The sequence below is a fragment of the Helicobacter sp. genome (assembly GCF_022770205.1).
GTDB lineage: Bacteria > Campylobacterota > Campylobacteria > Campylobacterales > Helicobacteraceae > Helicobacter_D.
Window position 1 is genome coordinate 242,655 of the sequence record NZ_JALEIK010000038.1, and the last position, 23,384, is coordinate 266,038.

General features: G+C 37.1%; 24 protein-coding genes. 11 read left to right on the top strand and 13 right to left on the bottom strand.

The window, feature by feature from the left end; translation table 11 throughout:
• Nucleotides 1-4 precede the first annotated feature (4 nt).
• The 3 genes from hslU to MRZ19_RS08200 are packed head-to-tail and all read left to right on the top strand — an operon-like array spanning nucleotide 5 to nucleotide 3,211.
• Nucleotides 5-1,327 (top strand): HslU--HslV peptidase ATPase subunit, encoded by a 1,323-nt coding sequence (gene hslU, locus MRZ19_RS08190; RefSeq protein ID WP_291031874.1) that lies wholly within the window; start codon nucleotides 5-7, stop codon nucleotides 1,325-1,327.
• 8 nt (nucleotides 1,328-1,335) lie between these two features.
• The gene (gene era / locus MRZ19_RS08195; RefSeq protein ID WP_291031805.1) at nucleotides 1,336-2,223 is read left to right on the top strand and encodes a GTPase Era; all 888 of its coding nucleotides are present in this window, start codon (nucleotides 1,336-1,338) and stop codon (nucleotides 2,221-2,223) included.
• Between the two features lie 13 nt (nucleotides 2,224-2,236).
• Nucleotides 2,237-3,211, top strand: a complete 975-nt coding sequence (locus MRZ19_RS08200) for a L,D-transpeptidase family protein (RefSeq protein WP_291031806.1) — start codon at nucleotides 2,237-2,239, stop codon at nucleotides 3,209-3,211.
• Between the two features lie 7 nt (nucleotides 3,212-3,218).
• On the opposite strand, the gene MRZ19_RS08205 is transcribed toward MRZ19_RS08200, so the two are convergent.
• Genes MRZ19_RS08205 through MRZ19_RS08225 form a run of 5 tightly spaced genes read right to left on the bottom strand, consistent with a single transcriptional unit; the run spans nucleotide 3,219 to nucleotide 7,806 of the window.
• Nucleotides 3,219-3,605 carry a hypothetical protein gene (locus MRZ19_RS08205; RefSeq protein WP_291031807.1) on the bottom strand — a complete coding sequence of 129 codons (387 nt, stop codon included), beginning with the start codon at nucleotides 3,603-3,605 and terminating at the stop codon, nucleotides 3,219-3,221.
• Nucleotides 3,602-4,678, bottom strand: coding sequence for a hypothetical protein (locus MRZ19_RS08210; protein ID WP_291031808.1), 1,077 nt, complete (start codon nucleotides 4,676-4,678; stop codon nucleotides 3,602-3,604). Before MRZ19_RS08210 ends, MRZ19_RS08205 begins: the two co-directional genes overlap by 4 nt.
• A gap of 9 nt (nucleotides 4,679-4,687) precedes the next feature.
• Nucleotides 4,688-6,622 (bottom strand): methionine--tRNA ligase, encoded by a 1,935-nt coding sequence (metG, locus tag MRZ19_RS08215; RefSeq protein ID WP_291031809.1) that lies wholly within the window; start codon nucleotides 6,620-6,622, stop codon nucleotides 4,688-4,690.
• Complete coding sequence (locus MRZ19_RS08220; RefSeq protein ID WP_291031810.1) at nucleotides 6,612-6,920, bottom strand: hypothetical protein; 309 nt, start codon at nucleotides 6,918-6,920, stop codon at nucleotides 6,612-6,614. The genes metG and MRZ19_RS08220 overlap by 11 nt, the downstream gene beginning before the upstream one ends.
• A complete protein-coding gene (locus MRZ19_RS08225) occupies nucleotides 6,907-7,806 on the bottom strand; it encodes a class 1 fructose-bisphosphatase (protein ID WP_291031811.1) in 900 nt (299 codons plus the stop codon). The genes MRZ19_RS08220 and MRZ19_RS08225 overlap by 14 nt, the downstream gene beginning before the upstream one ends.
• Before the next feature lie 115 nt (nucleotides 7,807-7,921).
• On the opposite strand from MRZ19_RS08225, the gene rpe reads away from it, so the two are divergent.
• The 3 genes from rpe to MRZ19_RS08240 all read left to right on the top strand — a co-directional run bounded on the left by rpe (nucleotide 7,922) and on the right by MRZ19_RS08240 (nucleotide 11,149).
• Nucleotides 7,922-8,557, top strand: a complete 636-nt coding sequence (gene rpe / locus MRZ19_RS08230) for a ribulose-phosphate 3-epimerase (protein ID WP_291031812.1) — start codon at nucleotides 7,922-7,924, stop codon at nucleotides 8,555-8,557.
• A gap of 8 nt (nucleotides 8,558-8,565) precedes the next feature.
• Nucleotides 8,566-10,392, top strand: coding sequence for a hypothetical protein (locus MRZ19_RS08235; protein WP_291031813.1), 1,827 nt, complete (start codon nucleotides 8,566-8,568; stop codon nucleotides 10,390-10,392).
• Nucleotides 10,393-10,528: 136 nt separating this feature from the next.
• Complete coding sequence (locus tag MRZ19_RS08240) at nucleotides 10,529-11,149, top strand: superoxide dismutase (protein WP_291031814.1); 621 nt, start codon at nucleotides 10,529-10,531, stop codon at nucleotides 11,147-11,149.
• A 16-nt stretch (nucleotides 11,150-11,165) separates the two neighbouring features.
• Here the strand turns inward: MRZ19_RS08240 and ftsZ are convergent, their stop codons facing one another.
• From ftsZ to nusA, 4 genes are all read right to left on the bottom strand, one after another.
• Complete coding sequence (gene ftsZ / locus MRZ19_RS08245; protein ID WP_291031815.1) at nucleotides 11,166-12,332, bottom strand: cell division protein FtsZ; 1,167 nt, start codon at nucleotides 12,330-12,332, stop codon at nucleotides 11,166-11,168.
• A 28-nt stretch (nucleotides 12,333-12,360) separates the two neighbouring features.
• Entirely contained in the window at nucleotides 12,361-13,767 is a 1,407-nt protein-coding gene (gene ftsA / locus MRZ19_RS08250; protein ID WP_291031875.1) for a cell division protein FtsA, read from the bottom strand.
• Between the two features lie 43 nt (nucleotides 13,768-13,810).
• On the bottom strand, nucleotides 13,811-15,268 hold the full coding sequence (locus tag MRZ19_RS08255) for a peptidylprolyl isomerase (protein WP_291031816.1): 1,458 nt from the start codon (nucleotides 15,266-15,268) through the stop codon (nucleotides 13,811-13,813).
• Nucleotides 15,269-15,364: 96 nt separating this feature from the next.
• A complete protein-coding gene (nusA, locus tag MRZ19_RS08260; RefSeq protein ID WP_291031817.1) occupies nucleotides 15,365-16,477 on the bottom strand; it encodes a transcription termination factor NusA in 1,113 nt (370 codons plus the stop codon).
• 198 nt (nucleotides 16,478-16,675) lie between these two features.
• Between nusA and MRZ19_RS08265 the strand changes: the two genes are divergently transcribed.
• From MRZ19_RS08265 to hemW, 5 genes are read left to right on the top strand one after another with little or no spacing between them, the layout of a single operon-like run.
• On the top strand, nucleotides 16,676-16,918 hold the full coding sequence (locus MRZ19_RS08265; protein ID WP_291031818.1) for an HP0268 family nuclease: 243 nt from the start codon (nucleotides 16,676-16,678) through the stop codon (nucleotides 16,916-16,918).
• A 2-nt stretch (nucleotides 16,919-16,920) separates the two neighbouring features.
• Nucleotides 16,921-18,237 carry a tRNA (N6-isopentenyl adenosine(37)-C2)-methylthiotransferase MiaB gene (miaB, locus tag MRZ19_RS08270; protein WP_291031876.1) on the top strand — a complete coding sequence of 439 codons (1,317 nt, stop codon included), beginning with the start codon at nucleotides 16,921-16,923 and terminating at the stop codon, nucleotides 18,235-18,237.
• A 14-nt stretch (nucleotides 18,238-18,251) separates the two neighbouring features.
• Entirely contained in the window at nucleotides 18,252-18,905 is a 654-nt protein-coding gene (locus tag MRZ19_RS08275; protein WP_291031819.1) for a lysophospholipid acyltransferase family protein, read from the top strand.
• Nucleotides 18,893-19,360, top strand: a complete 468-nt coding sequence (locus tag MRZ19_RS08280; RefSeq protein WP_291031820.1) for a hypothetical protein — start codon at nucleotides 18,893-18,895, stop codon at nucleotides 19,358-19,360. Before MRZ19_RS08275 ends, MRZ19_RS08280 begins: the two co-directional genes overlap by 13 nt.
• On the top strand, nucleotides 19,350-20,438 hold the full coding sequence (gene hemW, locus MRZ19_RS08285; RefSeq protein WP_291031821.1) for a radical SAM family heme chaperone HemW: 1,089 nt from the start codon (nucleotides 19,350-19,352) through the stop codon (nucleotides 20,436-20,438). Before MRZ19_RS08280 ends, hemW begins: the two co-directional genes overlap by 11 nt.
• Here hemW and MRZ19_RS08290 read toward each other — a convergent pair.
• The 4 genes from MRZ19_RS08290 to MRZ19_RS08305 all read right to left on the bottom strand — a co-directional run bounded on the left by MRZ19_RS08290 (nucleotide 20,431) and on the right by MRZ19_RS08305 (nucleotide 23,374).
• Nucleotides 20,431-20,949 carry a hypothetical protein gene (locus MRZ19_RS08290; RefSeq protein WP_291031822.1) on the bottom strand — a complete coding sequence of 173 codons (519 nt, stop codon included), beginning with the start codon at nucleotides 20,947-20,949 and terminating at the stop codon, nucleotides 20,431-20,433. The genes hemW and MRZ19_RS08290 overlap by 8 nt on opposite strands.
• A complete protein-coding gene (locus tag MRZ19_RS08295; protein ID WP_291031823.1) occupies nucleotides 20,946-21,458 on the bottom strand; it encodes a hypothetical protein in 513 nt (170 codons plus the stop codon). The genes MRZ19_RS08290 and MRZ19_RS08295 overlap by 4 nt, the downstream gene beginning before the upstream one ends.
• Nucleotides 21,455-22,498: a hypothetical protein gene (locus tag MRZ19_RS08300; RefSeq protein WP_291031824.1), complete on the bottom strand. Its 1,044-nt coding sequence runs from the start codon at nucleotides 22,496-22,498 to the stop codon at nucleotides 21,455-21,457. Before MRZ19_RS08300 ends, MRZ19_RS08295 begins: the two co-directional genes overlap by 4 nt.
• Before the next feature lie 108 nt (nucleotides 22,499-22,606).
• The gene (locus tag MRZ19_RS08305; RefSeq protein ID WP_291031825.1) at nucleotides 22,607-23,374 is read right to left on the bottom strand and encodes a sulfite exporter TauE/SafE family protein; all 768 of its coding nucleotides are present in this window, start codon (nucleotides 23,372-23,374) and stop codon (nucleotides 22,607-22,609) included.
• Nucleotides 23,375-23,384 lie beyond the last annotated feature (10 nt).

Here is a 23,384-nt window from a genome sequence, read left to right on the forward strand (position 1 = left end):
TGCAATGACACCAAAAGAGATTGTAAGTTATTTAGACGAATATATTGTTGGACAAAAGGATGCTAAAAGGATTGTAGCAATTGCTTTGCGCAATCGTTATCGCAGATTGCAGTTGCCCAAAGAAATTCAAGATGAGGTGGTGCCAAAAAATATTTTAATGATTGGCTCAACAGGCGTTGGAAAAACGGAAATTGCAAGAAGAATGGCAAAGATTATGGGGCTACCTTTTGTTAAGGTTGAAGCTAGCAAATATACAGAAGTGGGCTTTGTAGGGAGAGATGTGGAATCTATGGTTAGGGATTTAGTAGTGGCTTCTATTAATTTAGTCAAAGAGGAGCATAGAAGTAAAAGCACGCAAGATATTGAAAAATATGTGTTAGATAAAATCATAGAAAAGTTGATTCCACCTTTGCCAAAGGGTGCAAGTGAGCAGAAAATTGAAGAATATGAAAAGGCAGCAAGCAAAATGCGCCAAAAGGTGCTAAATGGCGAAATGGATCATTTAAAAATTGAAGTGGAAGTGCCAAAAAAAACCTTTGAAATTGAAGATGGAAATATGCCAGCGGAGTTTGCAAAGGTGCAAGAAACCATCGCAAAAGTCTTCATTGCCTCCCCAAAAGATAGTCCTAAGAAAGAAGTAACGATTAAAGAGGCTAAAGAGCTTTTAAAGATTGAAGCAAGTGAGGCGTTGTTAGACTTAGATGCAATTAAGCACGAAGGCTTAAAGCGCGCTGAGAGTAGCGGAATCATTTTTATTGATGAGATTGATAAGGTAGCAGTTAGTGGCAATGGAGGGCAGCGTCAAGACCCTAGCAAAGAGGGCGTGCAAAGGGATTTGCTACCCATTGTGGAAGGCAGTGTGGTCAATACAAAATACGGCAGCATTAAGACAGACCATATTTTATTTATCGCAGCAGGTGCATTTAGCCTAAGCAAACCTAGTGATTTAATTGCCGAGTTGCAAGGAAGATTCCCCTTGCGTGTGGAGCTTGATAGTTTAGATGAAGAGGCATTGTATAAGATTCTAACCCAAACTAAAAATTCCATTTTGCGCCAATATGAAGCATTACTTGGCGTTGAAGATGTGCGCTTATCCTTTAGCGAGGGAGCAATTCGTGCCTTAGCGCATTATTCGCAAATGGCAAATGAAAAGACAGAGGATATAGGAGCTAGGCGTTTGCACACGGTTGTGGAGCAAGTGATTGAAGAGATTAGCTTTGAAGCGGAGAATTATAAGGGCAAGGATGTGGAAATCACAGAGGCACTTGTGAAGGAAAAGTTGGAATCCTTAGTGGCGGATGCTGACATTGCGCGTTATATTTTATAGGTAAAGATTTGGACAAGAAGGCTGGATTTGTTGCGGTTTTAGGGCGTCCAAATGCTGGAAAAAGCACCTTTTTAAACACGCTTTTAGGGCAAAAGCTAGCCCTTGTTTCGCACAAAGCAAATGCAACGCGTAAAAGAATGAATGTTATCTTAATGGAAGGTGAAACACAAATCGTCTTTGTGGATACTCCGGGCATTCACAGACAAGAGAAATTACTCAATCAATATATGCTAAAAGAAGCAATGCAAGCCTTGCAAGATTGCGATGTGTTGCTGTTTTTAGCACCTGTAACGGATGCAGTAAGTTTTTATGAAGAGTTTTTAGAAATGGCGCAAGATAAAACACACATTTTGCTTTTAACCAAAATAGATTCCGTCTCTAAGGAAATGCTGTTTGAAGCAATGCGTAAATATGAGAAGTTTAAGGATTATTATGAAGCCTTAATTCCTGTTTCTATTAAGGATTTAGGAAGCTTAAAGCGTGTGGTTGAAGTGCTCTCTCAGCTTATGCCACAAAGCCCCTATTATTATTATGATCCTGAGATTTTGAGTCCAAACACAACAAAAGAGATTGCAAAAGAGTTAATCCGTGAGGCTGTGTTTGAAAATCTAAGCGAGGAGTTGCCCTATGAAAGCGATGTGCAAATCACGCAGTATAGAGAAAAGCCAAATTTGCATTCCATTAAAGCGACAATTGTTGTGCATAAAGAGAGTCAAAAGGGAATGGTAATAGGCAAGGGTGGTGCGACTTTAAAGCGCATTGGTAAGGAAGCAAGAGTGAGTATTGAAAACTTTGTGCGTCAAAAGGTTTTTTTAGAACTTTTTGTAAAAGTTATGCCAAGTTGGAGTAAAGAGCGTGAAAACCTTAAGAAAATGGGGTATAATTTTGAAAATTAAAATAAGGAAATGTATGAATATTTTTAAAGTTGTTAGTTTGTGTTTAGTTTTGAGTTTTGCAAATGCAAGCGATTTAGAATGGGTGGAGCTTTATAAAAAAGGCGGCGTAAGTGCCATTGAGCAAAAAATAGATTCTATGATGCAAACGCGCGATTTTTGGGATGCGGCATTAAAGACACAAGACACGCGTTTTGGATATTATGAGGAGCTAGAATATCTTTTTATAGCAACTAAAGATGCGCCAACTCTAAGGCTTTATGCCCTAAATGATGGCAAATGGGATGAAAGATTAAATGTGGAGAGTATAGTTGGTTCAAAGGGTGGGCATAAAGAAAAAGAGGGAGATTTAGCAACTCCTATTGGCGTTTATGCTCTAAATGCGCGTTTGGTTAATTTGGATCAATTTTACGGACCGCTTGCATTTACTACAAATTATCCAAATCTTTATGATCGCTTACAAAAGCGCACGGGATATGGAATCTGGATTCACGGAATGCCTTTAGATGGGAATCGTGAAGATCTTAATACGCGTGGCTGCATTGCCATTGAAAACGATAAGTTAAGAAATGTAGATGCAATAGTGGATTATAGGAAGTCTTTATTGATCACTTATGAAAAAGGTGTCAAGGAAGTCAAAAAAGAAGATTTAGGCATTCTGTTAGCAGATTTATATGTATGGAGAGATGCTTGGAAAGAGAGCAATGCGGATAAATATTTGGAATTTTATAGTAAAGATTTTATCCGTTTTGATGGAATGCGATACGATGAGTTTGAGAAAAATAAACGCAGAATCTTTTCTAAAAAGGAAACAAAAGAAATTCTGTTCTCTAAAATTAATATCTCCCCTTATCCCAATGATGCAAATAAGGATTTATTTAGAATCTCTTTTTATGAAGATTACAAAGCTCCAAGTTATAAATTCAGTGGCGCAAAGGAACTTTATGTGGAGTTGAAAGATTCTAAAATGCAAATTCTAGCAGAGAGATAATCTTTGCTTAGAATTTAATGTATTTTAGTGCATCTTTTGCACTTTGGCAATTCCTATCCATTTTGCACACCTTTATACCTCTTTCATTAAAGACTTTTGCTGTATTTTGACAAGCCTTTTTAACAAGCACTACGGCGCAATCGTGGATAATCTCACCTAGCACATTGTGTTCATTTTTATGCGCGATTTGCTCTTCTTCGCTCATTTGCTCATCTTTATGTGCGCAACCCCTATTAGCATTTTCATCGCCGCGTGGGTTTTTGCGCAATTCAATGTAATCAATTTTTTTAAACATTCCGTTTCCACTTTGTTCAAAAATGGCAAAAAATGGAGTGTGTCCGGTGTTGTTAAACACTTTTAAGCTTTCATCAAAAACAGGGATTGCAATTTTCATAAGTATTCCTTTGTGTAGTCAAATAAATTTGCTTCTGTGGTTTGGTTTGTAAATCGTGTCTCTAGCGTATGTGTATCTATTCCTAAAATGAGTGCAAAGTTATATTTCTCTTTTATAAGTGCTGTAAAAAGTATCGCATTATCTGTATAGGGAATAGCCTTTGCATAGGGCGCATAAAGCTCTTGGTAAACTTTTGGAACAAAAAGCATTAAATGCGCCCATTTTGCATACATTCTAAAATAAGCTAAATATTGCTCATACAATTTGGAATCTTGGCAGGTTAGTAGGACTTTATTTGTTGTGCCGGGCTTTGCAATCACTCCGCGTTCATCTAAATAGAGTGGCTTAAAGTTGGTTAAAGTGGAAAAATTCTCTAGTTGAACATTGATGGAATAGTCTTCGCAGAATTGCAACACGCGAGCTAGCGGTTGCAAAAAGAGTTTAGGAAGTGGTATCTCATAATCTGTGCTTTTGTAAAAGAGTTTTATTCCAAAAAGGGAATAAGAATTTAATGCAAAGGGAAGTTTATTATCTTGGATTTTTTCTTGTAAAAGTATTTTAATTTCTTGTTGATTTTTTGGTAATGTACTTAAGTCTAGGCTTGTGTTACAATATAAAAAAAACCCTGCATCACTTTCAATAATATTATGGATAAGTCCGCTTATGCTTCCGCAAAAATGACCTAGTGTTTTTTTGTGTGTGGCAATTTGTGTGGCAATTTCATATTCTTCTTTGTTGAGTAAAAATAAAATCTTATTTTTTATTAGTAGATAATGGCGTAGAATCCGCATTAAAGATTGCTCCAAATCTTCTACGCTAATCCAAGCTACTTCTTTATCGTTCATTGCGATGTTTCCGCTAAAAAGGATTCCAAATGCACCTTTTTGGACAGCTTCTTCTATGTCTTTTTGGGCTTGCATATTATTTTTATTGGTAACGACAAATAAATCGCCTTTACGCACGCTACTACTTTGGTCGCAAATTTGATAAAAAAAAGAAATGCTAGGCTTGTTAAGTAGTGTTCCAAAAGTAATTTCTACAATTTCATTAACACCAATTTGTATTCCCTTCATACTATTCCTTTAGCTAATTTTGCTTCCATTTTTCCTTTTATTTTGTGGTGTGATAAAGCTTAGTCCTTCATTATCACTTGTTACTAAAAGCATTCCCTCGCTTATCTCTCCTATAAGCTTTGCAGGCTTTAAATTTGCTAGCACACAAACTTGCTTGCCTAGCAAATCTTGCGGTGTGTAGTGTGCTTTAATCCCAGCTAAAATTTGGCGTGGGCGTGCTTCACCTAAATCCACTTGAAGTTTTAAGAGCTTTTCACTCTTAGGCAAAACTTCTGCATTTATAATCGTGCCTATGCGCAAATCAATCTTTGTAAAATCCTCTTTGCTAATAGGATTTGTTATCTCTAAAGGCTCAAGTTTTGTGCATTCTATCTTTATATCTTGCAATAACTTCTCTTCAATGCGCGGAAAAAGTGCCGGAGTTGGCTCTAAAATTATGGAATCCAAAATCTCCCCTTGCGTGATGAAACGCTTAAAATTCTCCGCATTTGCACTCAAACCAAAAACTTTTAGAATCTTATTAGCACTTTTTGGCATACAAGGCGATAAGAAAAGTGCGGCTTTTAGCAAGATATTGGTAATTAACAGCAACAATTGTGCCACTTCTGCGTGTTTATTTGCCTTTATCAGTTGCCACGGCTCTTTTTTTGCAATGGTTGCATTGCCTAGACTAAAGAGCTTCCAAAGCTCTTCTAAATAGCGGTGGGTTTGCACTTCGTTCATATAGGATTCTAGGCTGTTTAAGAGTGCTTGGATTTGTGCAAGTTCCTCACAATATGTAGTTTTTAACTCTGATAAATCCGCTTTTAGTGTGTTGTTAAAATACTTTGCTCCCATTCCCAAAAGGCGGTTGAGTAAGTTTCCTAAATCATTGCCTAAATCTGCATTAATGCGTTCAATTAATGCGTTTTGTGAGAAATCCCCATCCTGTCCAAAAGGCACTTCGCGTAAGACAAAATATCTAAATGCATCAAGCCCATACGCATCTACCACTTCTTTAGGATTGACAACATTGCCGACACTCTTACTCATTTTAGCCCCATCTTTTGTCCACCAGCCGTGTGCGGCAATGTGTTTTGGAAGCGGTAAATCAAGGCTCATTAAAAAGGCAATCCAATAGATGGCGTGGAAGCGTAAAATGTCTTTGCCTACAATGTGATAATTTGCAGGCCAAAAGTCCATTTTATTTTCTAAATCATTATGGAATCCAAGCGCACTTAGATAATTAACAAGTGCATCAAGCCACACATACATCACATGTTTTTGATTGCTTGGATGATTTTCTAAAAGTTCTTTAGGAAGTTTAATTCCCCAATTAAAGCTTGTGCGTGTGATGGATAAGTCTTCTAATCCACTTTTTACAAAGTTTATCACTTCATTGCGTCTTGATTTTGGTAGGATAAAATTTGGATTTTCATCATAAAATTTTAAAAGTTTATCTGTGTATGCACTGAGTTTGAAAAAATAACTCTCTTCTTTAAGAAGTATTGTTTCTTTGCTGCAATCTGGGCAACTCTTTTCGCCTGCTAATTGGGATTTTGCAAAAAAGGATTCACAAGATATGCAATAATTTCCCTCGTATTCTCCCTTATAAATATCCCCCTTTTTATACATTTTTAAAAACACATATTGCGCACTTTGTTGGTGTGTGGAATCTGTGGTGCGGATAAAATAATCATAGTTTATTCCAAATGCGTCCCAAAGGCTTTTAAAACGCTCCGCAATCGTATCTACATAGTCTTTTGGATTCTGCCCTTTTTTTTGCGCACTTTGTTCAATCTTTTGCCCGTGTTCGTCTGTGCCTGTTAGGCAAAACACGCTCTTGTCTTTTAAGCGGTGGAATCTTGCAAGGGTATCAACGATGATTGTTGTATAGGCGTGTCCAATGTGTGGAATATCATTCACATAATAAATTGGCGATGTGATATAAAATTTAGAATTCAAAATTGCCTCCGTTTCCTTTATTCATACTTAAATACACAGCACTAACATAGTTGTTTCTAGTATCGCATTCTAGGATTTCTGTGCAATTTAAACAACTCTTTAAGCCCTTAGATTCTTGGCAGGCTTTGAGTGTTTCTTGCTTTTGGTTTAGATTTTCTTGTGTTTTATTGGCAAAGTCTTTTTTTTGGTTGCAAGTTTGTGCGTGCTTGCATAAAATACAATTGGCTACACCTTCACGCTGTTGGCATTCTTTTAAGGCTTTTAATGCGCTTTCAATTTCAACTCTATCGGCTAACAAAATCTATCTCCCAAATGCTTCCAAAATGACAAGGTGTGGTATCGTGCAAATGTTTAGGTTGCAATTTTAAAAGGGGCGTGGTTTTGGATTCCAACGCATCAATTAAAACTGCCTCATCAACAAAAACCGCTTTGCCACCGGCTCTTTCAAAGATAAAAGCAAAGGGAAAGACCTCAAAAAGCATTCTAAGCTTTCCCTTTGGTGCATCACTTGTTGCAGGATAGGAAAATAAGCCACCGCCTTTAACTAAAATGTGGTGCAAATCTGGCACCATTGCGCCACTATAACGCAAGCGGTAGCCTGCATCAAAAAGCGATTCCATCTTTGCTTTATGCGCTTTGCTCCAGTTTTTTTGTGTGCCACCTGTGGCGTTTAGCTTGCCCTTGCTTGCGAGTTTTAAGCATTTTTGTAAGCCAAATTTCTCTCCATCATAAGTGAAGTAATTCACACCTTCTTTTAAAAGTGAAGCAAATCCAATTCCAACTACCATTCCATACACGACATACGCACTTGCAACTAAGTTTTGTGGGAGAAAATCGCCCTGATAGATTCCAAAAATACTTCCCACACTTAAATTTGCTCCCATTAAAGATGAGCCATCAAGGGGATCATAAGCGATAGAATAAAGCCCATTTTCGCAAAGTGGAATCGCATTTTCTTGCTCTTCGCTACAAATTTGCTTCACGCAAGAGAGTGTTTTAAACGCATTTTGCACGATTAAATCTGCTTGCACATCAGCTTGTAATTGTGTATCGCCTGTGGCGTTGGTGCTTTGTGTGTATTCGCCTAAGTTTTTTTGTAAGATGGTGTAGATTGCTAAACTTGCTTGCTTGATACTTGTTAAAATGGAATCCAAATCTTTTGCTAGATTGGCGTTTGTTTGCACGCATAACTCCCTTAAGAAAAATTTTTTAATTATATACTAAATAATGCTATTTAGGGCAATATTAGTGTTATTTTGCTAGAATTTCTGCTTAATTTTCATTGTGAAAGGAATCTAAATGCTAGTGGCTCCTAGTATTCTCTCAGCAGACTTTGGAAGGTTAGAAAAAGAAGTGCAGGCAATTTGTGAGGCAGATTGTGATTTTGTGCATATTGATGTGATGGATGGACATTTTGTGCCCAATTTTACTTTTGGTCCTATTGTTTTAGAAGCTGTGGCAAAGGCTGCTACAAAACCTCTTGACATTCATTTAATGGTGCAAAACAATTCCTTTTTTGTGGATTTATTTGCGCCTTTTAAGCCAGAGTTTTTATCCTTTCACATTGAAGAAGAAAAGCACGCAAACCGCCTAGCGCAAAAGATTAGGGATTTAGGGATTAAGCCTGCTGTTGTGTTGAATCCACACACAGGGATTGAGAGCATTGAATACTTGCTAGAGTGCATTGATATGGTGCTTGTGATGAGTGTAAATCCTGGCTTTGGCGGGCAGAAGTTTATCCCAAATGTGATTGAAAAAATCAAACGCTTAAAAGAGAGGATACAAAGGCGGAATCCAAAATGTTTAATTGAAGTTGATGGGGGTGTAAGTGGCACAAATATTGAGCTTTTAAGAGAAGCAGGAGTGGATATTGTAGTGGCTGGAAGCTATGTTTTTAGCGGGGATTATGCGCAAAAAATTGCATCTTTAAAATAGGGGTTAATATGCTAGATAAGGCGCAAATGTGTTATTTTAATGGGGATTATCAAACAAGCTTTAATGTGTGCGTGCAGGCTTTGCAAGATTTAGACAAGCAAGAGATTAACAAGTTGGAATCTAAAAATAAACTCATAGAGCTCGCTGCTTTAAGTGCACTAAAGCTAGGGATTTCTGAGGCTTTAGAATTCTGCGCGCAAAGCTACAATTACCATCAAGATTCTGTATTTTATGCGCTAAATTTAGCAAAAGCCTTGTTTTTAGCTAAAAATTACCAAGAAGCTACAAGGCTTTTAGAAGCCTTAATCAACGCGCAACATTCCTTGCAGTTAGAGTGTTTGCAGTTGCTTTTAGAAGTGTATAAAGCCCAAAACTTGCTAGAAAATGCAGAGAGTGTGTATCGGGTTTTATTGCAAAACACGCCTAAAGATTGGCAGAAGTGGCTAGAATGTGGTGATATGTATTTTGATGCTGCCCCAAAAAAAGCGTTAGAAATTTATGGTGCGTGCCATAAAATCGCTAAAGAAACGCTAAGTGAGCTTCAAAGCAATGCGCCCTTTGTAGAGATTCCACAAACTTTTGAGCCAAACTCACTTACAGAGAGATTAAATGCTTTAAAAACTCCCAAGCAAGTGAAAGAAAATCCAGAGATTACGCATTTAAAAGCTTTTTTACACACAACATTAGAAGTAAGAATTGCGCAAAGTTTTTTGCAAATTTTTGAAAATCCTATGCAGGAGGCGCAAAGGGCGTTAGAGATTCTTTTGCCTTTACAAGAACAAAATGCAAATAATGGAAGGTTTTGGATATTTTTTGCGCGTGCTTTAGAATACACAGGATATTATGCACAAGCGGAGCAGGCTTACAAAAAGGTTTTTGCCATTCCAAATATTCCAGAGCGTTCTTTGCATATGGCAAAATTTTGGTTGGCGTATTTGCTAATGCGCCAAAATCGCTTTAGTGAAGCCCTAGAGTCCTATGAATACCGCTTGCATTTTGCAGGGAGTGCGACTTTCTCAATCTTGCATTATAATTTAGTTACAGAGGCTTTTTACAAAGATTCTAATGCTTTTAAGGATAAAGAAATTTTCGTGTATTGCGAGCAGGGGTTTGGGGATACTTTAATGTTTTGTCGCACTTTAGAAGCCCTTTGTGCGGTGGCAAAGAGGGTATATTTCGCTCCACAAAGTGCACTGTATTCTTTGTTTAAGACAAGGCTATCCCAAGAGGATTGTTTTAAAAATTTAGAGATTTTAGACACGATTCCAACGCATTTTGATTTTGCATTACCTTTAACTTCTTTGCCTTACTTTTTAGGGCTTGATAGCCTTGAAAAAATGATTAACTTAAAAACTCCCCTTGCAATTAGAAAAAAGAAATCAAAAAATATAGTAAAGAGGATTGGATTTTTCTGGCATACCAATTTTGCACTTAAAGAAGATAATACGCGTAATTTTAGCTTGGAATTTTTCTTAAACTTTTTATTGGAATTAAAAAATGTGGAGCTTGTGTCTTTGCAGGTGGGGGAGTTTGAGCTTCCAAAGAATGTGGAAAATGTGGGGAGAGACTTTAAAGGCTGGCTTGATACTTACAAGGCGATGGAAGGCTTGGATTGTGTGGTTGGGATTGATAGCTCTCCTGCGCATTTAGCTTTGCTTTGTGGAATCCCAACGCTGATAATTTTACAACCTAGATTTGATTGGCGCTTTGGCTTGTATGAAGCACCAAAGGCTAAGTTTTATGGAGAAAATGCGCATTTGTTTGTGTCAAATCCTAATGATTTAAATAGCAAAAAGGGGATTTTAGAGAAAATGCAACAAATCTTAGAATTGTAAAATGAATGTTGCAAATTAGTATGGCAAAATGGATTTTACAGGTTGTTTTAGATATTTAAAGTGTAAATTTTGTCTTTGTGCGTTAGAATCTTTTTACAAAACTCTTAAGTTTTGGATTAAATTTAAAAGGATTACAATGTTTAAATTACGCACATTGCCATTTACAGAAATAGCGGGATTGATTAGCAAAGAAACCTGTGAGTTTCATTATGGAAAGCATCATCAAACCTATGTGAATAATCTTAATAATCTTATTAAAGGAACAGAATTTGAAAATAAAAGCCTTTTTGAGATTGTAACAAAGGCGCAAGGTGGGCTATTTAACAATGCTGCTCAAGTGTATAACCACGATTTTTATTGGGATTGTGTAAGTCCTAGTGCAACTGCTAGAAGTGTGGAGTTAGATGAAGCAATCAATGCGACATTTGGAAGTTTAGAGAAGTTTAAAGAAGCGTTTTTAAATGCTGCAACAACTTTATTTGGTTCTGGCTGGTGCTGGCTTGTGTATCACAATGGCAAATTAGAAATCAAGCAAACAAGCAATGCGCAAACCCCTGTAACAGAAGGTGCGATTCCATTACTTGTTGTAGATGTGTGGGAACACGCTTATTATATTGATCATAGAAATGCGCGCCCGGCATATTTGGAAAAATTCTTTAACCACATTAATTGGGAATTTGTTTCAAAATCATTAGAATGGGCAAAAAAAGAAGGGATTAATTCTGTTGATTTTTATATGAACTCCCTGCACGCATAGGCGCAATGCGCTTATGTTAGTCCATTTGACGACGCAAAAACGCAGGAATATCTAAAACTTCGTCGTTTGTAAATTCTCCGCCACTAACTTTTTTTCTAGCAGCACTTAGAGTTTCTTGTTGGTTGATTCTTTGACTCATATCTTTGGGATTAACAAGCTTTAATGTGGAATCGTTATTGTTTTGTGTTTGCGTTAAAGTTGATTCTGCGGGAGTGCGATCAAAGCCTGTGGCTATGATTGTAACTCTTACTCTATCGCGTTCTATTCCCACATCTGTTGTTGTGCCGAAGATAACATCAGCATCTTCATCAACATTTTCGTGAATAATATCCATTGCGTCAGAAAGACTGCTAAGAGGATATTCTGGACTAGTGTAGAAATGCACAAGCACACCTTTTGCGCCGTGGATAGACATATTATCAAAAAGCGGAGACTCAATTGCCATTTTAATAGCCTCTTTAGCAGCATCAGCCCCTGTGGATTCTCCAATTCCCATTAATGCCATTCCTTTATGGCTCATTGCTGTTTTGACATCGGCAAAATCAACATTAATATCGTTTTCTCCGCAGGATAAAATCACGCCACTCATTCCATTAACGGCAGAAACAAGGACATCATCTACAATTCTAAAGCTATCTTTTATGCCTAGATTTTTATCAATAATAGCAAGGAGCTTTTCATTGGGAATCACAACAATGGAATCGCTTTCTGCTTTAAGCTCTCTATAACCTTCTTCAGCAAGTTTAGCGCGTTTTCCGCCTTCCCAACGGAAGGGCTTTGTTACAATAGATACCGTTAGCGCACCAACTTCTTTTGCGGCTTTTGCAATCACTGGTGCAGCTCCTGTTCCTGTTCCGCCACCAAGCCCTGCAGAAATAAACACAATATCTGTATTCTCTAAAAATTGCTTTAATTCTTCATAGCTTTCAAGCGCCGCATCTTTTCCTACTTGAGGACGCATTCCTGCGCCAAGCCCCTTTGTTAGCCTTGCTCCAAGTTGGATTCTAACAGGCGCACTTGAAGTGCTGATTGCTTGTGCGTCTGTATTTGCAACTGCAAGAGAAATTCCCTCGTGTGTTCCTGTTTGGATTAGGTGTTCAATCATATTACTTCCACCACCACCAACGCCTATGACTTTAATCTTTGCTCCAGCACTTAAATTTGCTTCTTGAATGTTTAACATTACCTTTGCTCCTTCTAAAATTTAATCTTTAAAACATTTGGGTGAGTTTATTCCATAATTGTCTAAGGACATTATCATTTTGCACGGGGATTTTCTTAATCTCTGTGATATTGCTTAAATCTTGTTTAATGTCTGCTGCACTTTTTGGAACGCTATTAACCGGACTTGTAAGAGTTGGTGATTTATCTTGTAGAGGGTTCATTAAGGGGATATTTTTGTGAAAGTGCAAGGTCTCATCTTCTAATCTTTCGTTGCAATAACGGATTCTTTTTTCAGAATCAATCTCGTAATTTGTGTATCTTCCAGAAGCATAAAGAATAAGCCCGATTCCAGTTGAGCAATCTGGTCCTTTTAAATCTGTGAATAATCCACCAACTTCTATGGGTTTTGCAAGGCGCACAGGCATATTAAAGAGTGCTGCTGCTAAATCTCTGATACCATCAAGTTGCACCATTCCTCCTGTTAGCACCACCCCACTGCCTAATTGCTCTCTTAATCCACTGCGTTCTAACGATTTTGCTAAAATCATTAGAGTTTCTTCTACGCGTGCATAAACTACATTATACACGGTTGCCAATGCAACTTGATGTTTGCCGCTATCTTCTCCGCCAATGCTTGGAATCTCAATGAGATTTTCTGTGTCTTCAAAAGTTTTTGGAAAGCCTCCGTATTTAACCTTGACTTGTTCAGCGATTCCTTGTGGCGTGTGCAAAGCCATTGCTAAATCATTTGTAATATGGTTTGATCCAACGCCTAAAAAGTCATTGTAACGCAAAGAATTTCCTACATGAATCATTAGTTCACAAGTGCTTCCACCCATATCAATGCAGGCCACTCCTAGATTTTTTTCATCTTCGCTTAACACGGCAATGGAAGACGCATAAGAAGCTAGCACAATGTTTTCTATCTCAATGCCTGCACTCTTAATGGCTTTTTTAAGATTGCCTAGACTTGATTTCTGTGCAGTGATGATACGCACAGAAACTTCTAAGCGACTGCCACTCATTCCCATAGGATCATCAATGAAATCTTGGTCATCAAGCTTAAAGTTATAAGGTAAAATATGGATAACTTCGTATTCGCTTGGGATTGAAGCGTTATATAACGCAGTTTGGATGACTCGGTTAATTTCTTTGATTCCAATTTCGTTATTAGGAATATTGACAATCCCCGAGCTATCAGTGCTTTTTGTATAAGCTCCAGAGATTGAAATCACTGCTCTATTGACATTTGTCCCAGCTACACGCCTTGCGTCATTGAGCGCATCTTTGATGGCGCGACTGGCTTGTTCAATATTTGTAATAGAGCCTTTCTTTAAACCTGATGATTTGTGAAATCCTGTCCCAATGATGTGCGGAGTCCCATCTTTGCAATTTGCAATGATTGCACAAATTTTTGTAGAACCGATGTCAATGCCTAAGATGGTTTGTTCCAAACTCTTACCCCTTTTATAATTTTCTTCCATATTCTCCCGCACCTTAGATTTTTCTAACAACTTTATAAAGATTTAATAAATGTTCCATAAAGATAATTTCATTCAGTCTTGATTTAACCTGCATTCCATTGCGTTTTATGAAGTCCAAATTTTGTGTCATTATATCAGAATTTTCTAATCTTTGGTCAAGGATTTCGTATAAAATTGCTTTATCTTTTAATAAAATGTAGCCTTTTGCTTCGGTTTTGTTAAAGAGTTGTGCAATAAAATCTTGACTTTCTTGCGTGTTTAATCCGCTTAGTGTTGCTTTGTTTTCGCGTGAAATATAGCCAACATCTGTGCCTTTAAAATCCGCAAGCAGTGTGGTTGCTTGCTCTTGCAGTAGTTGAGTTTTTTTAAAAGCTATAAAATCTTCTGTGGCATCGTTTTTAGCATCTTCATAGTTTTTGGTTTCACTTGGGATAATTTTTTGGATTTTAAGAGTGATAAATCCTTCTTCTGTTTTAATGGGTTTTAGGGTTTCTTGCTCTTTAGCTTGGCTTAGGAGATTGAAAAATTCTGTGTCATAGTTGGAATCCCCTTCATAGATTGTTAGGGATTCCGCCTTTTTATTCTCTCCTTTGCGCAAGGAAATGTATTCCTTTAAAGATTCCTTTTCAGCTTGAGAAGATTTATAATGCGTGATAACCTTATCTTTTGCTTTGCTAAAAGGCAGCAATTGTCCGCTTTCGTCTAAGAATTGGTTTTTAAAATCTTCATAATGTTTTCTTAATGCTTCTGTATGGACAGAGATAGAATCGGAATTAACAGAAACTTTTAAAAGCTCATAGCCACGCTCTGTTTGGTAAATGTCTTTATTTTCTTCCCAGTATTTTTTCACTTCTTCTTCTGTAGGGTTAAAGGTGATTGTAGATTGGTTTAGAATTTGAATTTTTAGATGGTCTTTGCTGAATATAGCATTACTGATAGTTTGAATTTCCAAAGGGGTAAGTGGAATTTCTAGCAGTGCATCAAGCTTTTGGAGCAAAATTCCTTCGCTTAGTTCTTCTTCAAAGTCTTTTGGGTGCATTTGATTATCTGCTAGCAAGCGTTTATAAATAGTTTCATCAAATTTTCCATTGCTTTGAAAAGTATCCATTGCAGTTAGTGTGTGGATAATTTCTTCTTGACTAACGCGTAAACCTACATCGTGTGCATAATTTAGCATCAAAGCGCGTGAGATTAAGGTGTTTAATGCTTGTTCTTCAATGCCTAGTTTTTTAGCTTGTTCATCATCTAAAGTTCCATTAAAAAGTTGATTATACACATTATAAAGTCTTGCATATTCGCGTTGTAGTCTATCAATACTAATTTGGCGATCACCAACAACTGCTGCTGCACCACTTGCGCTTGAGAAGCTATAAGTTCCCCAGCCAACAAATCCAGCAGCTAAAAATGCAAAGGAACTAATCCAAACGACAACCATTAAATATTTTTTGTGTTTTTGCATAAAACCAATCATTTAAAACTCCAGAATCCTAAATATCTCCAACACAACACCTAAAAATGTTTGCGATTCTACTCAAAAAACCTTTAAAAGCGGTAAATTTTTGACTTCTTATTCTTTAAAAAGCGATGAGAGAATGTCTATATTGTTTTTTGGTGCTTCCTGTGCGTTGTGGTTTGGGCTTTGTTGCGCTCCGTGGTTAATTTCTTTTAATGTGATTTCATAGCCTGTTAGCATTGATGCTAGTCGGATGTTGATTCCGCTTTTGCCAATGGCTTTTGGTTTTTGTTCACTTGTGATGCTAACAATTGCTTTTTTGTCTTCTAGGGCAACGCTAATGACAAGCGCAGGAGATAAAGCGCGTGCAATGTAAATTTCAGGTTGGGTAGAGTATTCTATGCAATCAATGCTTTCATTTTTTAATTCTTTGGAAACTGCATTAATTCTAACGCCTTTTACGCCTACGGTTGCACCTACTGGATCAATTTTTGTGGAATCTGTTTTTAGGGCAACTTTTGCTCTCTCTCCTGGGATTCTAGCAGAATTTACAATTGTAACATCACCATCTTTAATCTCTGGAACTTCTAGTTTTAAAAGTTCTTCAAGCATTTTTGGTGTAGTGCGACTAAGCTCAATCATAATGCCATTTTGGCGGTCAATCCCAACATGCTTTAACACTGCTGAAACAATTTGTCCTACATTAAATTCTTCCCCTTTGATGCGATTCTTTTTAGATAAAATTGCACGGATTTCATCAATTTCAATGTAGGTATTGCCTAAATTATCTGTGCGCACAACATTGCCGCTAACAATTTTTCCAACTTGGGATTTGTATTTATCAAAAAGTTGTGTTTCAATGAGGCGTTGGATTTTAAATTCTAGTTCTTTAAACAGCGCATTAACTGCACTTCTGCTCATATCCTCCAAACTTAACTCATAGCGCAATTCATCTCCCACTTTAATGTCATTATCGTGTTTTTTAGCTTCACTTAGGGGGATTGTATTTTTCGTATCTAGTGCATTAGAGTCTTCACAAACGCTGATAACTTGGTAGAGATGTAGGGTTTTATTTTTTTTATCAATTTCAACATCATAATGGATTGCAGAATCTAAACTTTCTTTGGCGACTTTTATCACCGCATTTTTAACTGTATCTGCTACACTTTCAATAGGAAGCCCTTTTTCATAAGCGATTCCTTCAATAATATCTAGTATTTTTTCCAAAATATATCCTTAAAAATTTTGTGGGTGAAGAATCTTTAGTAATGCTTTGCGCATTCTAATTGAAATTTTCTTTATAAGGGCTTACTTAATGGCATTCTCTTTTAAAAATTACGCAATCTAAAACAATGGGATGTTGAAATTATTTTTTAAGCAAAAAGTCTTTATAATAGCCCATTTTTCTAAAGTTAAAGGTAAAAAATGGATATTAAATTAGCACGCACACACATTAATGAAAAACCAGTAAAAATCACAGCAAAAAAGTTAGAAGAGATGCTAGAGGAAAAGAAATTTGACATTTTTTATTGCGACAAAGAAAACTCCCACAAAGATATGCAAGCCTTGTTAGAATATTTTGAAAAAAAGGGTAGGCGTGCATATTTCAGAGAAGTGCGCTACGGATTGGATGAGGGCGATTATATGTATGAAATCCATATTTTATGAATATGACAAAAAAGCTTTATATTGAAACACTAGGCTGTGCAATGAATGCGCGTGATAGTGCGCATATTATTGCAGAGCTTGAAGAAAAGGAATCCTATCATCTAACAGAAAATCCACAAGAAGCGGATTTGATTTTAATTAACACTTGCTCTGTGCGTGAAAAGCCTGAAAAAAAGCTTTTTTCAGAGATAGGGCAGTATGCAAAGATTAAAAAGCAAAGTGCAAAAATTGGCGTGTGTGGTTGCACAGCAAGCCATTTGGGGGATAAGATTTTAAAGCGTTCTCCTGCAGTGGATTTTGTATTAGGCGCACGCAATGTGTCAAAGATTTCACAAATTATCCACCAAAAGCGTGTGGCTTGGGTGGATATTGATTATGATGATAGCACCTATGTGTTTAGTCAAAATCAACATTCTACACTCAAAGGAATGATTAATATTTCCATTGGCTGTGATAAGAAATGCACCTATTGCATTGTGCCACACACACGTGGAAGTGAGATTTCAATCCCAACAGACTTAATTTTAAAAGAAGCAAGGCGTTTGGTAGATAATGGCACAAAAGAGATTTTGCTACTTGGACAAAATGTCAATAATTATGGTAGGCGTTTTTCAAGCACACATCGTGCGATAAACTTCACGCAACTCCTTAATGAGATTTCTCAAATTAATGGGTTAGAGAGAATCCGCTTTACTTCGCCACACCCTTTGCATATGGACGATGAGTTTATCTTAGAATTTGTACGGAATCCAAAAATTTGTAAGGCTATCCATATGCCCTTACAAAGCGGTTCTACTGAAATTTTGCGCAAAATGAAGCGGGGATATAGCAAGGAATGGTTTTTAAATCGCGTGGAAAAAATGCGCCATTTAATCCCTGAACTTAGCATTGGCACGGATATTATTGTGGGCTTTCCAACAGAGAGTGAAGAGAATTTTTTGGACACTTTAGATGTGCTAGAAAAGGTGCGTTTTGATACGCTGTATAGTTTTATTTATTCTAGTCGTCCGCATACTGAAGCACACCATTGGTTAGAAGAAGAGCAAGTGCATTTGGTGGATGAAGAGATTGCAAAAGAGCGATTAATGCGTCTAAAAGATAGGCATAAAGAGATTTTAGCACAAGATAATGCAATGCAAATTGGAAAAACCCATAAGGTTTTAGTAGAGAGTTATGACGCACAAAATCTGTGGTTAGAGGGACGCAGTGATACCAATAAACTTGTGCGCATAAGAGCGGGTAGGGATCTTGTAGGTGAGCTGTGTGATGTAAGAATCACAGAAGTTAAAGGCGCGCAACTAATGGGCGAATTAGCGTGATAAGTTAGGCTAAAGTGAGAGAAAATTTTAGGGGGCTTAAACACAAGGTTTTAGCAAGAATTTTACCCTTTCTTCTTATTGGAATCCTTCGTGCTTTGGCTACCTTTTTGCGTTTTGAGTTTAGGGTATCTCAAAAGGCACTACAAAAGGTTAGCAATAATGAGCCTTTTTTGGTTGCGTTTTGGCACGGGGAGTTGTTCCTTCAACCCTTTTTGGTTCAAAAATATGGGGATAAAAAGAAGTTTTGGGTGCTAATTAGTAAGCATTTTGATGGGGAGATTATCAGTAGCGTTGTGCGTTATTTTGGCATTGGCGCATTAAGGGGTTCAAGTTCAAAGGGTGGAATTAGGGCGTTGTATCAAGCGATTAAAAAAATAGAAAGTAAAGAATATGTTGTAATAACCCCTGATGGTCCGCGTGGTCCTTATCATAGTGTTGCTGATGGTGTGGTGCTTTTAGCGCAAAAGGCGGGTGTTCCTGTGGTGGTGTCTAGGGTTTTTTATAGCAATGCGTGGGAGCTTAAAAGTTGGGATAGATTTAGAATCCCAAAGCCCTTTAGTAAGGTGGTGTTTGTGTTAAAAGATCCATTTTTTTTAGAAACACTAGAATTAGAAGCTGCTAAGGCATTGGTTAAAGAGAAAATGGAAGAGGATAAATGCGTTTTTTAGCGGTTGGGATTATTCTTTTATGCGTGCTAGTTGGAATCGTTTTTTTCTCACCTTCTTATAAGCTAGGGAGAGAAGCAAATAGGGAGCTAGAAAGGGGGAATTTTAAAGAGGCGCATAGTCTTGCAACACAAGCCTTGCAAAAAGATCCTTATAATCGTCTAGCTTATGGAGTTGAGAGTCAAGCAAAACAGCGTTTAAACATCCAAAAATTCTTAACAGATTCCAAAGAAAATCAAGAAAGTGCATTTAAAGTTTTAAAAGATGGAAGTTTAAGCCCAGAAGAATTTTTGCGATTAGAATGGATGGTAGAGGAGTTTCAAAGGAGCTATCGGATGCTTTTTATTTTAAATCAGCCAAATGATTGGGAAAAGGAGCAGTTGCATCAGTATAAGCAATGGTTTGATAGCTTAAAGAAGCGTTTAGAGGAAGTTAAGCAAGTAAAAAATGCAAAGTGAGAATTTAAGTTTATATTTGCACATTCCTTTTTGTGATAGTAAATGTGGATATTGTGCTTTTAATTCTAAGATTAATAAGAATCATTTGCAGTCCATTTATATGCAAAAGTTAGCTGTGTATTTGCGCGATAAGTTAAAGAATTTACAACAAAAGTGTAAGGTGCAAATTGCTTCAGTGTATATTGGTGGGGGGACGCCAAGTGTTGTGGAATCGCATTTGTATGCAGATGTTTTTAAGGAGTTTTTGCCTTTTTTAGAAAATGGGGCAGAGATTAGCATTGAAGCCAATCCGAACCATTTAAGCCTAGATTGGTTGCGTGCAATGCGAGCTTTTGGCGTGAATCGCTTAAGCCTTGGTGTGCAAAGCTTTAATAGACAAAAGCTTGCTTTTTTGGAGCGAGAACATAGGAATGAAAACACATTTTTAGCCATTGATTATGCACAAAAAGCAGGATTTGAGAATTTAAGTATGGATTTAATCTATGGCACACCTTTGTGCGATGAAGCACTTTTAGAGCAAGAGTTAAAAACTGCCTTAGAACTTCCTTTATCGCACATTTCTGCATACCATTTAAGTTTAGATCCGGGCAGTCGTTTTTATAGGCAAAAGGAGCAAGTGTATGTGGAATCCCAAAAGCGTTTTGAAGGGGAGTTTGGTGGGTTTTTAAGCATTGGGCATTTTATAAAGGCGCATTTAGAGAAATTTTTACATTATGAAGTGAGTAATTATGGAAAAATTTCTACACACAATTTGCATTATTGGAAGGGGGGAGATTATATTGGAATTGGTGCTGGAGCGGTAGGTTGCATTGGGGGTGTGCGCACAAGTATGCCAAAGAGTATTGAGAGATTTTTAGAAGGCTTTAGTGAGCAAAAAGAGATTTTAACGCAAGAGGACAGAGAGTTAGAGCATTTATTTTTAGGGTTTCGTTCCTGTGTGGGTGTGGAGAGAAAAAAGATTCTAAACCAAAAGCATTTAGAGATTCTTTTACAAGAGGGAATCCTATTCCAAAAAGATGAGCGTGTGTTTGCAAAGGATTATTTTTTAGGGGATGAGATTGCGTTATTTCTTAGCTAAAATATGCATCTAAGCGGAAGGAAAAGATGATGTTATCCTTTTCTCTTTCAATGTGAATAGGAAAATTAAAGCGTGCAATTCCGGGCAATGTTTTGGTTAAAATAAGAGCATCTTTAAGCTTGGCAATGTTTTCTAGTTTTCCGCTAATAATGTAGCGTTGTTTGAAATACTTTCCTTCTTGTATGGGGCTTCCATCAGGAACAACGCCGGCATTCTCAAAGATGATTTTAAGTTTTTCTTCAATTTCATTTTGTGTAATTTTGTGTTTAAAATGCTCTAGGCTTTGTGCGTTTTGCTCTTGATAGTCTTGGAGGTTTTTAAGCTCTGCATCTCTTTGCGCTTGGATTTGTTTTTGGACATAAATTTCTTTGCGGTATTTTGCATTGGTTTTGCGAAAAGTATCCAGAGCGGGCTGGATGACGCTTAAGAAAATAATAATTATTAAGAAGAAGTAAAAAACAAAGAAAAAAGTGTTGCGAATCCAATCAATTTGTGCGAAAAATGCTTTCATTGCTCAGTTTCCTCAAGTTTGCTGACAGAAACGAAATTATACCAGCCATTAGGTAGCATATAAAAATCTGCGCGACTTTGGTGAAAAATTGAACGCAAGGGAACTTCTAGTAAGAAAGTGTAGATTTGCTTAGAGGGTGTTGTGCCATAAAGAATGAGTTGGTATTGCTCCATTTGGATTTTATTAAGTGTGATTTGCTCTGGGATTAAATCAAAGAGATTTTCCACACTTTCTTTTAAGAGCATATTTTGGTGTGTGATGTACTCTGTAAATTGCACCTTTTCTTGCTCAACTATTAATTGTTCTTGGAATCCTTTGATCTCTTCTAATAGGATTTTTTGCATTTGGGATGCAGTTTCTGCATTTTTTTGCATATAATGCCCTTGCACTTTTAAAATTGCCACAAATCCTGTAAAAATAAAGAGTGTTAATAGGATATAGCCCCACCAAATGCGTGAAACTTTTCTTAGAAATGTTTTTTTTCCGGGCTGGGTAAAGCTATAATTCATACTTCCCCTCTACTTTCAAACACTTCATAGGAGTCATAACCTAGATTTGCTAGCTCTTGTGCAATATCACAATTAAAAATACTAATTTCAAGCATTGTGATTTGTTCAATTTGTTGCAAAGTTTCTTGTCTGATGTTGTGCGGATTAAAAATCACTATCTCACTGATAAACTCACTATTGTATAAGGGATTGCTGTAAAATTCATTGAGTGCAGATTGTATAAATTTTGCAGTTGTATTCACGCGTGAGAAATCATCTAAATCTTCATTGTTCTCGGTTTCTGTGTGTAGTTTTATGCCATCATCTTCACTATCGCCTTTGAGCATTTCAATGAGCTTTTCATCATTTGCATCATTGTTTAAATCTACCTCTTCAATGTCGCTTAACTCTTCTTGCAAGTCTTTTGTAATATCTTCTTGTTGGATATCATCAACATCTTCGCTTAGGGAATTCCTAACAACTGCAAGCTCTGCGTCAATTTCGCTTTCAAGGACATAATACCCACCAAATAATGCACCACAATTTTTTTTAGTGATTAGCATTGTGATATTAGAGTGTTGGAAGAGCACATAAAGTTTGCAATTCTCTTGAAAAGTATCTTTAGCAAGACGATAAAGGAGCAAAAAAGGTGAGATGATAAAATCTGCTCCTAGTTTTAAAAAACGCTTTTTAGTTTCTGCGATTCCTTCATTAGCAATAAAGACAGACCAGTTATTGTCAAAGCGTTTATAAGTAATTTCAGAGCAATTTACACCAAAGTTTTTAAACTCACTTTCCTTATCAGTGCTTAAAACCCCTTGTATGATAGAGCAAGGAAGGACAGAGGTGTAGGTAAAGGGATTTTTTGCGCGGATTTTTTGGATAAAGCGCACTGCCTGCATAGGAAGCTCGCCGGGGCTTGTGCGAAACTCTTTGCGTTGGCTAGAGATGAGTCTTCCGCTTTTGTAGAAATGTGTTGCAACATTGCAGGTTTTATGATCAATTGCAATGCCAACAATCACGGTTGAAAAAAGTGGGCGGATAAGCCTGCTAAGATTCATAATAACTCCCAAGCTAAACTAGGTGCAATGATAAGCAATTTTGGCTTAAATAACAGACTTTTACGCATAAATTCTAAAAAGCTCTATTTTAGATTCCATATTTTGTCCTTAATGGTGGTGGTGCATATTAGAGTGGTTATGGCTAGGATGAGTTGCGTCAATTTCCATATGTGCTTTATTAGCTATTTGAGGGTTTTGCAGAACTTCTATGCCCATTTGTATCATTAATATCCCAAACACGATGATTGCAAGGGCAGCAAGATTCATTAAGATTTTTCTAAACTTTGGCTTATAAAACGCTGTGTTTGCAAGTAAGCCAAAAAGAAACACAGATGGCAATGTGCCAAGCCCAAAAACTAGCATAATTAGCATTGCTTTTGGAATGCTAGCAAATCCGATTGTGCTAAAAAGGAAGGTATATACAAAGCCACAAGGGAGTAAGCCATTTAACACTCCTAGTAAATACAAGCTAAAAGGCGTTTTAAGGCTTAGGGCTTTTTGGAATCTATTTTGATACCATTTAGAGTTTTGCAGGGAATGTTCCCAATGCTTTAAAAATGTAATTCTTCCAAGCAAGGATAGCCCAGCTAGAATTGTCGCAACCCCAGCAGTTATAAAAAGCACTCCTTGTAGTGTGGCATTAAGATTAAACATATTGCCTAACGCTCCAACAATTGCCCCTAAAAGCACATAAGTAGTAATCCGCCCTAGGCTATAAAGTGTGTGGTAAGCGATGAGTTGCCCCTTTTTTATAATGCTATGGTTTGTTAGCTTGCTGCTATAGGCTAACACGATTCCGCCACACATTCCAATGCAATGTCCAAAACCCCCTAAAAGGGCAATCATAAAAAGTCCAATTAAATCTAAATGTTGCATATTTTCCTTA